This is a genomic window from Chryseobacterium sp. 'Rf worker isolate 10' (assembly GCF_050753305.1).
Taxonomy (GTDB): Bacteria; Bacteroidota; Bacteroidia; order Flavobacteriales; family Weeksellaceae; genus Chryseobacterium.
Map to the genome: position 1 here is coordinate 622,481 of NZ_JBOZOF010000002.1, position 13,519 is coordinate 635,999.

13 protein-coding genes are annotated in these 13,519 nt (G+C 35.2%); 8 read left to right on the forward strand and 5 right to left on the reverse strand.

What is annotated here, in order from left to right; genetic code table 11:
- The first annotated feature begins 116 nt into the window (after positions 1-116).
- The 3 genes from LKL37_RS12800 (at position 117) to rimM (ending at position 1,951) form a co-directional block, all read left to right on the forward strand.
- Positions 117-629 carry a nitroreductase family protein gene (locus tag LKL37_RS12800; protein WP_431610951.1) on the forward strand — a complete coding sequence of 171 codons (513 nt, stop codon included), beginning with the start codon at positions 117-119 and terminating at the stop codon, positions 627-629.
- Positions 630-827: 198 nt separating this feature from the next.
- The gene (locus LKL37_RS12805) at positions 828-1,394 is read left to right on the forward strand and encodes a 30S ribosomal protein S16 (protein WP_034698991.1); all 567 of its coding nucleotides are present in this window, start codon (positions 828-830) and stop codon (positions 1,392-1,394) included.
- 14 nt (positions 1,395-1,408) lie between these two features.
- Positions 1,409-1,951, forward strand: a complete 543-nt coding sequence (rimM, locus tag LKL37_RS12810; protein WP_431610952.1) for a ribosome maturation factor RimM — start codon at positions 1,409-1,411, stop codon at positions 1,949-1,951.
- Positions 1,952-2,010: 59 nt separating this feature from the next.
- Here the strand turns inward: rimM and LKL37_RS12815 are convergent, their stop codons facing one another.
- From LKL37_RS12815 to LKL37_RS12835, 5 genes are all read right to left on the reverse strand, one after another.
- The gene (locus tag LKL37_RS12815) at positions 2,011-3,669 is read right to left on the reverse strand and encodes a serine hydrolase domain-containing protein (protein WP_431610953.1); all 1,659 of its coding nucleotides are present in this window, start codon (positions 3,667-3,669) and stop codon (positions 2,011-2,013) included.
- A gap of 92 nt (positions 3,670-3,761) precedes the next feature.
- On the reverse strand, positions 3,762-4,676 hold the full coding sequence (locus LKL37_RS12820; protein WP_431610954.1) for a helix-turn-helix domain-containing protein: 915 nt from the start codon (positions 4,674-4,676) through the stop codon (positions 3,762-3,764).
- A gap of 154 nt (positions 4,677-4,830) precedes the next feature.
- The gene (locus LKL37_RS12825; RefSeq protein ID WP_431610955.1) at positions 4,831-5,670 is read right to left on the reverse strand and encodes an SDR family NAD(P)-dependent oxidoreductase; all 840 of its coding nucleotides are present in this window, start codon (positions 5,668-5,670) and stop codon (positions 4,831-4,833) included.
- Between the two features lie 119 nt (positions 5,671-5,789).
- Positions 5,790-6,596 (reverse strand): helix-turn-helix transcriptional regulator, encoded by an 807-nt coding sequence (locus tag LKL37_RS12830; protein WP_431610956.1) that lies wholly within the window; start codon positions 6,594-6,596, stop codon positions 5,790-5,792.
- Positions 6,593-7,522 (reverse strand): helix-turn-helix domain-containing protein, encoded by a 930-nt coding sequence (locus tag LKL37_RS12835; protein ID WP_431610957.1) that lies wholly within the window; start codon positions 7,520-7,522, stop codon positions 6,593-6,595. The genes LKL37_RS12830 and LKL37_RS12835 overlap by 4 nt, the downstream gene beginning before the upstream one ends.
- Before the next feature lie 105 nt (positions 7,523-7,627).
- Between LKL37_RS12835 and LKL37_RS12840 the strand changes: the two genes are divergently transcribed.
- The 5 genes from LKL37_RS12840 (at position 7,628) to asnS (ending at position 13,500) form a co-directional block, all read left to right on the forward strand.
- Complete coding sequence (locus LKL37_RS12840; protein ID WP_431610958.1) at positions 7,628-8,257, forward strand: LA_2272 family surface repeat-containing protein; 630 nt, start codon at positions 7,628-7,630, stop codon at positions 8,255-8,257.
- 6 nt (positions 8,258-8,263) lie between these two features.
- Entirely contained in the window at positions 8,264-8,728 is a 465-nt protein-coding gene (locus tag LKL37_RS12845; protein WP_431610959.1) for a hypothetical protein, read from the forward strand.
- Between the two features lie 29 nt (positions 8,729-8,757).
- On the forward strand, positions 8,758-9,399 hold the full coding sequence (locus LKL37_RS12850; RefSeq protein ID WP_431610960.1) for a hypothetical protein: 642 nt from the start codon (positions 8,758-8,760) through the stop codon (positions 9,397-9,399).
- A gap of 151 nt (positions 9,400-9,550) precedes the next feature.
- The gene (locus LKL37_RS12855) at positions 9,551-11,293 is read left to right on the forward strand and encodes a helix-turn-helix domain-containing protein (protein WP_431610961.1); all 1,743 of its coding nucleotides are present in this window, start codon (positions 9,551-9,553) and stop codon (positions 11,291-11,293) included.
- Between the two features lie 758 nt (positions 11,294-12,051).
- Positions 12,052-13,500 (forward strand): asparagine--tRNA ligase, encoded by a 1,449-nt coding sequence (gene asnS, locus LKL37_RS12860; protein ID WP_431610962.1) that lies wholly within the window; start codon positions 12,052-12,054, stop codon positions 13,498-13,500.
- The last annotated feature ends 19 nt before the right edge of the window (positions 13,501-13,519 follow it).

The window sequence follows — 13,519 nt, forward strand, 5'->3', positions numbered from 1 at the left end:
AAAAAGTAAAAAGTAAAAAGTAATTTTGATAAGCTTCCAGGATCTCTATTACCCAGCTAAATAGTAAACTTCCTACATTCCGCTTCCTGCATCCATCTTTTTTGTAATTTTGTTACATGAATAATGCATCCATCTTAAAAGAAATCATAGAGAAAAGAAGAAGTATTTTCCCAAAAGATTATACTGATACGGAAATATCTCAGGAAATTCTGGAAGAGATTTTACACTCTGCCACATTTGCTCCTAACCATAAACGTACTAAACCCTGGCGTTTCAAAATATTTAAAGGGGAAGAAAAAGCACAGCTGGCATCAGAAATGCAGGCAATCTATAAAGCAACTACACCCGAACAGCTTTTCTTAGAGAAAAAATACAACGATATTGGTTTTAAAATCAATAAAGCTAATGCTGTCGTTTCTATTGTAGTCAACTTCAGTGGAATGGTTCCTGAATGGGAAGAAATAGCGGCTACTTCAATGGCCGTTCAGAATATGTATCTTACCTGCACAGCAAATAATACCGGATGCTACTGGAGTTCTCCTAAAATCGTAGATGAACTGAAAGAATCTCTTACAATTGAAGAAAATCAGAAATGTCTGGGATTGTTTTACATGGGTAATTTGGAATAAATAGCCCTGATCGAGCGATTTGTTTGAGCTCTTTTTCTTTGCAAAAGAAAAAAGCGAGTAGTGAGAGCAGGTTCCCGGCTTCTGAAAAAAATGAATTTTATAAAACTTTTTACCCGGAGCTTTTTACTTCAAACTTTTTTACTATCTTTGCACTCTTAAATATTTAACTGGGACGAGTTCCCGTAAAATTCAAACATTATGTCAGTAAAAATCAGATTACAAAGACACGGTAAAAAAGGAAAACCTTTTTTCCACATCGTGGTTGCAGATTCTAGAGCTAGAAGAGATGGTAGATTCATCGAAAAACTAGGAACTTACAACCCAATTACTAACCCAGCAACTATCGAATTGAACGTTGATTCTGCTGTACAGTGGTTAAACAACGGTGCTCAGCCTACTGATACTGCTAGAGCTATTCTATCTTACAAAGGTGCTCTTTACAAAAAACACTTACAAGGTGGTGTAGCTAAAGGTGCTTTTGACGAAGCTGAAGCTGAAAAAAGATTCAATGCTTGGGTAGAGGCTAAAGATTCTAAAGTACAAGGTAAAGTAGAAGGTTTAGCAACTGCTAAAGCTGATGCTAAGAAAGCTGCTTTAGAAGCTGAAGTAAAAGTAAACGAAGCTAGAGTTGCTGCTGCTGCACAAGCTGAAGCTGATGCTAAAGCTGCTGAAGAAGCTGCAAACGCACCTGCTGAAGAAGTTGTTGCTGAAGCTACAGAAGGAGAAGCTCCTGCTGCTGAAACTGAAGAAAACACTGAAGCTTAAGAACAAACCCTGTTATGCGTAAAGAAGATTGCTATTTTTTAGGTAAAATCACACGCAGACACGGACTTGCGGGTAACGTAATCCTTAAATTGGATACCGATCAACCCGAGCTTTACAATAAATTGGAATCAATATTCGTTGAAATCAACGGATTATTGGTTCCATTTTTTATTGAAAAATCATCATGGAGCAAACTTGATGCTCTGAATCTTGCATTCAAAAACTCTTCTGAGGCTATGATAGATCAGGTGCTGGGTAAAAGTGTTTACCTTCCGCTTGCTTCACTGCCTAAACTTTCAGGAAAACAATTCTATTACCACGAAATCATCGGATTTGAAATTTTTGATCAAAATGATAACAACTGTGGAGTGATCAGATCCGTAAACGATCAGACGGCACAGGTGTATTTCATTACCAATCTGGATGGAAAAGAAGTGGTTATTCCTATGATAAAAGACTGGATTCTAGAAGTCGACAGGGAAGAAAGAACAATCAAAATGGAACTTCCTGAAGGTCTTATTGATGTATTCCTTATTCCATCCAAGAAAGACGAATAGTTATTGCATAAGCAATAAGTTATTCTTTCTCACTTTTCCATATTACTTTACTTACTACATTACTGATTTTCATTACTCATTTTTAAGGCGGGTAAAAGATAATCCTGTACTATTTTTTCAGATTGCTGGTGTGCATAAGGTTTATTGTAAGCTTGTGCAGTAATCACTATGACAACTGGTATTTCGGTGAAAATAATGATTTTGTTTCCCCCATTTCCACTGGATTGAAAAGCTTCATAACTTTTGTTTCCCACCGTGTAAACCTTTCTCCAGAATAAATATCCATATCCTTCAAAATCAGGATTATCAGTGAAATAATTGGTGAAAGATTTTTTAATCCAGTCCTTACTCAATATTGTTTTTCCATTCCACACTCCGTTATTTTTATACAACTGTCCGAATCTTGCGAAATCAAGTGCTTTCATACGTAGTCCTCCCGCCAGTGAAGGCTTTTGCTGTGGTGTAAACTGCCATTTATAATTAGTGATTCCAAGAGGTTGAAATAACTTCTTATCAGCATATTTTTCCAAACCTTGTGGAACTTTTTTATCTAAAATATCTCCTGTTAATACAACTCCGGCAGTGAAATAACTCCAGTTTTTCCCTATTATATTCTCTGTCATGGGCAGATCTAATATAAACTTGATCCAGTTTTCAGTCGGATACATATTTTCTTCATTTCCGGGAGATTCATAATTTTCATCGTTTCCGTCGAATCCTGAGCTCATTGTCAGTAAGCTTTTTATGGTGACATTATCTTTTTGTGAAGCATAATTTTTAAAGGGTTTCAGGTCATAAAATTCCTTCAGATTTTGGTTTTCACTTTTTAAGTATCCGTCTTTGATTGCAATACCCGTTAAAGCTGAAGAAAAAGATTTTCCTACTGATCGTGTGTCTTGTAAAGAATCTCTTCCGGATCCGTTGAAATATTCTTCAAGAAGTAATTTTCCTTCCTTTATAATGACTATTCCGGTTATATTTTTGAACCTGTTTTCTGCAATTTTCTTATTCAGATTTCTGATGGTTTCTGTATTGATTTTTTCCTGAGAAACCTTCCATCCGCTATTAGATTGAATGGGTTGAAGTGCAATTTGCTGCGCCGGAATGTTTTGAGAAGGAACAGTAAGGTTGATTTGCCCTTCTGCGACAACAGATCCTGTTTTGATCGTGGAAGTATTGAGATAAGGCTTGATTTCAATTTTTAAAATGTGATTTCCTGCTGTCAGTGCATCAATTCCGTTATGAGCCATATAAAAGCGCATCCATAAATATCTTCCCCATGAATCTTCATTTTTACTGCTGAGAAGAGGAATCCGTAATGTCGTTTTGAATTTTTTTTGGTCCGAAGCGCCTGCTCCCGTATTAAGATTTTCTTTATAGATCAGCTTTCCGTCTACATAAAATGAGAATTGATAATTTCCTTTTTTAAGCAATTCATCAATAGTCCAGCTGGGTTCAAGCTGATGAAGATAGTTGACAAGAGAATTATCAAAGAAAGCATGAATCCCAAGATCTCCATTTTCCTGAAATACCAATGAGCTGAGAAAGTCTGAATCTTTCAAATTTTCCAGCGCTGTATTTTGGGTAAGAAAAACGATTTTCCCAGAGTATTTTTTCTGAATTGGATTCTCAATCTTCTCGGCATCGATTATATTTTTACTTTGCCCCTGATAAAAATAAAATGAGAAAATAAAGATCAATAATAGGATAGGTTTCATTTTAAAAAGTATTTAAGCAAAAATAATGAACTTCCTTATGGCAAAATAGAATGAAATTAACATTTCTAATGCATTATTGATCTCTCCGGAATTTAATTAAATAACTTTCTGAATTCTCCCGGAGACTGATTGGTTTTCTGTTTAAAGAGCTTGCTGAAAGACTGCGGATGTTCAAATCCCAGTTCATAAGCGATTTCACTTACGGAAAGACTTGTGGTGCTCAAACGTTCTTTGGCGCAATCAATTAATTTATTCTGAATATGCTGCTGCGTATTTTGCTGGGTATGAAGCCGTAAAAGTGTTCCCAGATAATTGGGAGAAATATTCATCTGTTCGGCGATAGTTTTTACCGATGGAATGCCGTTTTCAAGAAGATTTCCACTTTCAAAATATTGGGAAAGGATGTCCTCAAATTTATACAGCAATTCATGACTAGACTTCTTTCTGGTAAAAAACTGACGTTCATAAAAACGGTCAGAGTAAACCAGTAATAGTTCAATCTGGGCAATGATCAGCTCCTGCGTGAATCTATCGGTGTTGGTCTGATATTCCCGTTCAATATTTTTAAAAATATCAACAAGAATTTTCTCTTCTTTATCAGAAAGGAAAAGTGCCTCTTTAACCTGATAACTGAAAAAATCATAGGATTTTATCTTTCGTGTTAATGAAGTATTCCACAGAAAATCAGGGTGAATCAGCAATAAAAATCCGGTAGGCTCTACTTCAACATCAGGATTGATTTCGAGACTTAAATATTGCTGTGGTGAAACAAAGCATAGTACTCCTGAATCAAAATCATACTGCTGCTGCCCGTAATTGAACTTTGGAGTGACATTCTTTTTCAAACCAATTGAATAAAAATTCTGAATCCATTTCAGTTCCTCATTGTCTACAACATAACGGACTTTACTGTAGTCTATCACGCTGATCAACGGATGTTCAGGATTAGGAAGACCACAAAAAGCATGAAAATCTGAAATAGAATTAAAATGAACAGGCTGTTTCATAAGAGCTAAGTTAGTTGTTTTTACAAAAAGGATAACACATTGATTCAAAAAGTCTTCGACTCTGATCAGGCAGACTGCTCTAAAATTTTACGTTCAAATGATTCAAACAAATGGTTTAGTGCCAACCTGAGCGGAGTCGAAGGATAGTATCAAATTAAATTGCAGTAGAAACAGTAAGACTTTCCCATTTCTCAGCGTCTTTTTGTAAAATATCAATTTTGTTATTCAGAAATTCCAGGGTTCCTACACCCAATAACAAATGCACTGGAGGATTTTTCTCTTTACTGATCTGAATCAGCACATCAGCTGCTTTTTCAGGATCATTAGGCTGATTTCCATTAATTTCATTAAGGTGGGCCTGTTCTGAATTTCTTGCTGCTTCATATGCCTGAATAGGATTAGCAGGTGTTTTCACCGAATCTTTAGTTAAGAAATCTGTACGGAAATATCCCGGATAAACAACAGTAGCATGTACTCCGAAATCTTTTACTTCTTCAGCCAGTGCTTCTGTAAATCCGGCAACAGCAAATTTTGTAGAACAGTAGATTCCCCAGCCCGGAAAATTAGCAGAATATCCGCCCACAGAAGAAATATTGAAGATGTTTCCTGATCTTTGTTCACGAAGATAAGGCATGGCATTTCTGATCACATTTAAGGTTCCGAAAACGTTCACAGCATAATTTTCTCTTGCTTCTTCATCGGTAAGTTCTTCCAGCGTTCCGATTTGCCCATAACCTGCATTGTTGACCACCACATCAATTCGTCCAAAATGATTAACTGTTTTTGCGATGGCAGATTTAATGTCATTATTATCTGTAATATTAACGCTGAGTGGAAGGAAGTTTTCTGAAGTTTCTCCGATGGTGGAGATCAGGGATTCAACGGTACGGCTTGTAGCAGCAACCTGAAACCCTTCGGACAGTAATTTTTTTACCAACTCGAATCCTAAGCCTTTTGAAGCTCCTGTCACGAACCATACTTTTTTTGTTTCCATTTTTAAATATTTTTTTGTTTAAATGATGGTACAAAGATGGAAACTTACGAAAAGGGAAATGTATCCAAATCGGGGAATGATGTATCCAAATCGTGAATGGCGATAGTATTCGAAAAAGGTTAATGATTTTTCAGGAGGTTTCTGTATTTCAGAGGCGTAATTCCTATGTTTTCTTTGAAACAACGGATAAAATGACTCTGATCTGAAAAACCGCATTCCAAAGCGATATCCGTTAAAGAATTGGATAAAGTGAGCAGTTCAAGAGATTTGTTGAGTTTTAATTTTCTGAGGTATTCGCCCAGATTGCAATGGAAATACTTATGGAAATCCCTGCTGAGATGAATAGGGTGGATGTTCAGTGTTTTGGAAAGTTCCGTAAGACTGAGACTTTCTGTAAAACTTTCATGTAAAATTTCATTGATCTGACCTACCCACAAAGGTTTTCTTTCCATATTTTCCTTTTGATGGGTTAATTGGCTGAAAAGATGTAATAACAACTGATTGACGGCCAGTTCAAACGAAATGTCATGGTTTTTGGTTTCCTTAAACATCTGATAAACCAGAAGTTTCAGGGCAGGATCTTTTATATTAAAACTTCCTTCCACTTTATTTTTCTGAATATCAAACCGGTCAAACCAGCTTTGAGTGAGCTCGATATGAAAGCCTCTTGTAAAAATATCAGGTTTAATATTGTAATGTGGATCTTCCCAATGATGATACAATAATGTTCCAGCAGAGCAGCCATAGACTTCTTTTTTGTTTCCTTCCGTCATATTGCCCTGAAGAAGAAAAGTGAAATATGCATTTTCATGATAATGCCAGTCTACGTAAGGATGCGTATACTCCGTATCAGTGATCGTCAATCCTTCAAGATTGACTATTTGATTGGTGTCTCCAAAATATTCGCCGTTACGAAGAGTATTCATGATAAATTTTGTTTTAATCGGTCAATCTGTTCATACATTTTATTAAAAAACATTTTCCTTTCCCGGTTTCCGGATTCATTCAGTGATCTGGAGTTCTTGATCTGATGTTCAAAATAGCTCAGAGAATCTTCACACGTTATTTTATCATTCGTCATCATATATCCGAACATGCTGAAAGGTACAAAAAAGGAACACTGTTCTTCATTTTTAAATAAAATAGCGTTGTTTAAAATTACCAAATCATTCACATAGATCTGAAAATTAGTTTTTTCCAGTGTTTTGACCTCGAGTCCTTCCAATAATTTTCTCAGGTCTTCCAGAATAAGATCCACATCATTTTTCTTTAATAATCCCATTTCATAATAGAATGAGATTTGTCTCAAAGCACTCATAATCGTAGTGTCATTCCATATTTCCGTTACGTTTTGTTTATCGTAAAGATCTTTAAGCAGATCATTCTTTACAGAATGGTATTCCATATTAAATTCATGAAACGGACTTAAGAATTTATCCTGATTCAGTAAATTCATCCAGACATAAAACTTGAAACGGGACAGAATGGAATCTGAAATGGTATAAAAAAACGGGATGTCTTTTGCAGAATAAAATACTTTGGAATTGGTAATATTCTGAAAAACATTCAAAATCTTTAAAGAGTTTTCGAAATAGTTCAAAAGATCTTCGGTGGTTCTTACAGGCTGTGTTCTCTTTACAACCAACTGATTTTCTGTTCCCAGAAACTGATCCAGTGAGATCTGATAATATTTGGCGAGCTCCAAAGCCTCTTCAAAACTGAATTTGGCTTTCATGGAAGTTCTTCTGTGAGCCGCATCATAGCTGATGTTAAGAATGTTGGCGATCTCATCATTTAAAGATTTTTCACCGATTTTTCTTCGGATTTCCTTGAGCAGAGCTTCCTGGTGCATAGTTTTGTGATTTTCACAAATGTAGTATTTTTTTTAATTTTTTTTCACATTCGGAACTGAAGCTTCTGCGGATAATTTTGAACTGTAATTTTAAAATAACGAATTATGAAAACACGAATTTTATTAATAGCAGTTCTTTTATTCAATAGTCTGGTGTATGCATCAGACAGTATAAAAGTAGATTCTTTGAAACCGAGATTGATTGCCGCTTCTCCCTCAAAGAATGTCAGAAACGTCAATGGAGTTTTATTTAAATATTATGATGAGGAAGATCAATTTAAGCCTAAAAAAGTAAATGGATTGGGAATGGGATTCAATTTTCTGGGTATTTTTCTTCCGCCGTTGATGCTTTTCAACTTACAATTACCAGGCAATTATGATTATGTAATGGTTCCCCGAGAAAAGATGAATACGATCAACGGACTTCAATTGTCGCTGATCAATATGGAACCTACAGTTACCAATGGCCTTGAGATCAATGTTTCTAGTAATGTCAATACTTATGCTGTGACCAACGGAATGGCTGTCTCTCTATTTTTTAACCTGCACCATGAGATGAAAGGTATTTCTGTAGCGCCATTGGCTAATATTGGAAAGAAATGCAGAGGAATACAGATCGGTTTGTACAATAAATGTGATGATTTCAGAGGAATACAGATTGGCGGATGGAATGAGAACGGAAAGAGAAAACTGCCTTTGATTAACTGGAATTTTAAGAAACAAAAAGTAAAATAAGAAGTTATGAAAAAGTTTGTTGCAATCACCGCACTATTTCTTTGTGGCTTTCTGAAAGCTCAATTTGAAGAAATTAAAGAGAAAAAATGGCTGGTTCTTCTTCTCAGCACCAGAATTGAAGGAACTTCATTGGATAATAAAGCATTCCTGTCCATAGGAACAAAACTGACTGATGGTGATAAAAATTATTACAGCTTAAGAGGCCATTTTAACTGGTGGGACGAAAGAAGGCTGCTGGTCATTCCGGAGTTTGACTATTTCAGAAAAGTGGTTTCGTTTCGGGATGGCGCAGAGGTATCATCTCTATATGCCGGAGCAGGAGTTTCGCCCTATACGGTTTCACCCAAAGCAGGAATCAACTTTTACCATTTCTTTTGTGCAGAATTCGGGTACAACTTCGAATATAATACGTATAAACCTTTTCCAATTAAAGGATTCCGCTTTGGTTTAGGAATTAACCTTGTTTTTTAAATGATTTTAAACCCTTAAATAATTCAATCATGAAAAATTATAAACTGATATTATTTTTATTACTGTTTTCGGTACGTATTTTTTCACAAAATACAACCAATGATACAGTGAATACCCAAACAGAAGAATCTTTTGACTATAAAAAATATTATGACTGTGATTTTGGAGAAGGAAATGTTTTGATCGTCATCAAGAAAGGAAAAGAATTTACAGACCTTAAAGAGTTAAGAAAATCAGGAAAAGGTTTTGCCATTAAAATGGAAGCCATCTACAGTATGGAATTTGCAGATGGACAAAGATATGAATCAAGTGTGGTAAAGAATATTACAAACGACAGCCTTTCGATCACCAATTTTTTCAATGAAAATGCTGCAAAACTGGCAGGACAGCCCTTTAAATTGATTACATATCCTCTTTCTTCTTTGAAATATGTACGTTTTGTTGATGACCGGATGCTGTCTCTTTACAGCAGGAAAAATATTCAGAAGAATTTTAATCTGATGGTGAAGAAGCTGGATCGTGCTAAAATGTGTCCGGCGGTTATTCAATTCAAAGAAAAAAATGACGAAATGAAAGTCTGTCATTTTTATCTGACCTCTCAGGGATATGATCTTCTTTATGAAGATAAAGGAAGGGTGTATTATATGGAAGGAAAAGTAGAATGGAAATGATTGTTGAAGAGAGTGCAGTCTTCATATTGTACTCTCTTTTTTGTTTTTCAGCATGTATTTTAATAAAATTATTCCCCATTCACGGAAAAAAGTATAAGGAGTGGTGTGTCTACTGAAGAAAAATAATATTTTTGTAATATAGCTAGGATGAATGATGAAAATAAAATGTCTATTACTGTTTTTGATTATGGGGTTGGTGTTTTGTCATGCACAGACCAATAATGAAGAAAAAAATACTCCGGAAAAACGCACTTATGAGGAATTGGAAAAAGAATTCTATAGCAGCCGTGTGGGAGAGGGCAACAGTAAAAGTATTGCAGATTATTATCTTAAAAAGGCAAAATCTGAAAAAGATGCGATTCATACTGCTGAAGGATATGTCATGCGTCATTTCGAAGAAAATTTATCTGATGCATTAAAGGATCTTGACAGCCTGCAACATATCACTCAAAATTCTAAACAAAATACCTATCCGGCCAGAATTTATCTGTTAAGAGGGAATCTTTATTTTAGAAATGATAATCTCCAGTCTGCATTGAACAATTATATTTTAGGACTGAAGTATGCCAAAGAAAAAGGAAATAAGAGGCAGATTGCCATGGCCCATATCAGCATTGCTTATCTGAATAATTATATCGGAAAACACGCAGAAACAGCTAAAGTACTAAGGCACTACACTTATGATGCTGATTATATGAATGAGGATGAGAAAAAAACTCTTAAACTGAATCTGGCTGATGCTTACATAGAAATCAATAAGATGGATTCTGCCTATATCCTGATACAGGATGGCTTACAAGAGTCCAGGAAAAATAAAGATATTTACCGTTATTATGAGAACCTTGGGCTTTTGGGGTATTATAATCTGCATTCAAAAGAATACCAGAAAGCCATTGACAGCCTATTAGAATGTGAGAAATATTTTTTTACGAACAAGAATAGTGATAAAAGAAGCCAGCATTATACTCTTTTATATTTGGGAAAATCCTATGCTGGGCTTCAACAAAAAGACAAAGCCGTTGACTTTTTCCGGAAGATAGATTCCATGGTTCTTAAAACAAACTATATCTATCCAGAGCTGAGAGATGTATACACCTATCTGATTGATTATTATAAAGAAAACAGTGATACCGAGAAGCAGCTGTATTATGTAGAGCGGTTTTTAAAGGTGGATAATGTTCTGGATACCCAGTTCAGATATATTTCCAGAGAGCTTCCCAGAAGGTATGATACTCCTGAACTTCAGCAGGAGAAGGAAAGTATTACCAATGAGCTTACAAAGAGAAAAAGCCTCTTTTATATTGTCTTAAGTCTTTTGCTGATATCACACCTTTTATTCATCAATGTTTATTTTAAATATAAAAAATCTGAAAAGAATTATAAAAAGATTGCTCAGGATCTGATTCTTTCGGTTAATGAAAGAAGGTTTGATAGAGACTATAAATCTGAAATAGAAAAAGAATCCTTCTCTGAACCTATTCCGATAGAAAATACAGGAAATTCAGAAGACAAAACTACCAGAACAATTTCGGAAGACATTGCGCAAACCATTTTAGGAGAACTTGAGATATTTGAAAGCAAAGACCAGTTTTTGAATAAAGGAATCACACTGGGAAGTCTTGCCAAAAAAATAAAAACAAACTCGAAATATCTGTCAGAAATTATCAATACCTACAAAGGGAAAAACTTTGCTACCTATCTTAATGATCTGCGTATTGACTATGCCATCAGCCGACTGGCCAATGACAGAAAATTCAGATCCTATAAAATCCCTTTTATTGCCGAAGAATTAGGGTATAATAATGAGCAGGCTTTCACTTTAGCATTCAAAAAACGAACAGGAACTCCTCTTTCTATCTATCTGAAAGAAATTGAAAACATGACTGGGAAATAAATATAACTTTCTGATTTTCATTTTATTTATGTTTATAAATTCATGATTTTAGGTATATAAATTTATGAATCTATGAACCATACACTTGTATCATTATTTTCCTTACTGCATCTTTGCTTCAGGTAAAAACACAGCCATTTATTTTGTATGTGCACAATACAGGATATCAATTCCAAACTGTTGATTAATTAAAATATTAAATCAGGAATTGTATCATAAAAATTAATAATAAAGAGGATAAAAACTTGAAATAACCAGAAAATTAAAATGCAAATAATGAGATAATTGTTCAGAAATTTAGAAGTATAAAAGTATAGTGATTATTTAAAAATCATAAGCAGTTAAAAACAAAATCCGGTGGTGAATCCGCCACAAAGTTTAAAAGTATAGTATAGTGTAAAAATGGATGTATGACCGGGAATGTACCACGGAGTTATCACTTAAAAACTAATAACCATTTCAGTAAAACTAATTCCATGAAAGCTCAGAGTAAAATAAAATTTTATTCTTTTTAAAAGTGATAGTGTAAAGTGTTCATTCCGGATCAATACGGATTTTATTGAAGTTCAGGACAATATTGAGTGGAAATGTAACCTGAAAATGCAGAAGAGAGGGCAGAAGAAAAAAGGTAAATTTCCTGAACTGAAAGTTTAAATGCTTGTTAAATGATTTTTAAAGACAGCGCAATCATCAAGTTGCGCTGTTTTTTTGTAACTTTGCGGACATTAATTTTTATATAAAAAATTTATCATCAACAAATGAAAAAGCAAACGATCAAAGAAGTCCTAAAGGATTACAAGAAAGTATTACATCATGACATTACCGTTTACGGATGGGTAAGATCCTTCCGTGCTAATCGCTTTATTGCGCTTAATGATGGTTCTACGATTAATAATTTGCAGATAGTTGTTGATTTCGAAAATTTTGATGAAGCTATTATCAAGAATATCAGTACAGCTTCTTCCCTTAAAGTAGTAGGAGAAGTGGTGGAAAGCCAGGGAGCAGGACAATCTGTGGAGATTATCGCTAAAAAGATTATTGTTTTGGGAGATAACTTTACGGAAGAACTTCAGAGTACAATTCTTCAGCCTAAAAAGCACAGTCTGGAAAAGCTTCGTGAGCAGGCACACTTAAGATTCAGAACCAACCTTTTCGGAGCAGTGTTCAGAGTGCGTCATGCAGTAAGCTTTGCTGTTCACTCGTTCTTCAACCAGAACCAGTTTTTCTATATCAACACTCCGGTTATTACAGGAGCAGATGCAGAAGGAGCAGGTGAAATGTTTGGAGTAACAAACTTTGACCTGAACAACATGCCGAAAACTGAAGAAGGTGAAATTGATTTTGCACAGGATTTCTTCGGTAAAAAAACAAACCTTACCGTTTCAGGACAGCTTGAAGGAGAAACTGCTGCAATGGGATTGGGAAGAATCTATACATTCGGACCTACTTTCCGTGCTGAAAATTCTAACACCACAAGACACCTTGCGGAGTTCTGGATGATTGAGCCGGAAGTGGCATTCAACAACCTTGAAGATAACATCGACCTAGCGGAAGATTTCTTAAAATATGTGATCCAGTATGTATTGGATAACTGTAAAGATGATCTTGAATTCTTAGACAAGCGTTTTGAAGAAGAACAAAAAACAAAACCCGAGAAAGAAAGAGCAAAAGAAGGTCTTATCGAAAAACTTCAGAATGTAGTGGCTAAGCGTTTCAAGCGTGTAAGCTACACAGAAGCTATCGAAATCTTATTGAATTCTAAAGAAAATAAAAAAGGAAAATTTGCTTACCCGGTTGAAAAATGGGGAACAGACCTTCAGTCTGAGCATGAAAGATATCTTGTAGAAAAACATTTTGAAAGCCCGGTAGTATTATTTGACTATCCGAAAGAAATCAAAGCTTTCTATATGAAACTGAATGATGATAACAAAACCGTTGCTGCTATGGATGTTCTTTTCCCTGGTATCGGTGAGATCATCGGTGGATCTGAAAGAGAAGCGAGATTGGATGTTTTAAAACAGAAAATGGCAGATATGCACGTAGATGAACACGAGCTTTGGTGGTACCTTGATACCAGAAAATTCGGATCTGTGCCACATGCAGGCTTTGGTTTAGGATTGGAAAGATTGGTTCTTTTCGTAACGGGAATGACGAACATCAGAGATGTAATTCCTTTCCCTAGAACGCCGAAAAGTGCTGAATTCTAGAACAATAAAAAAAGCCTTA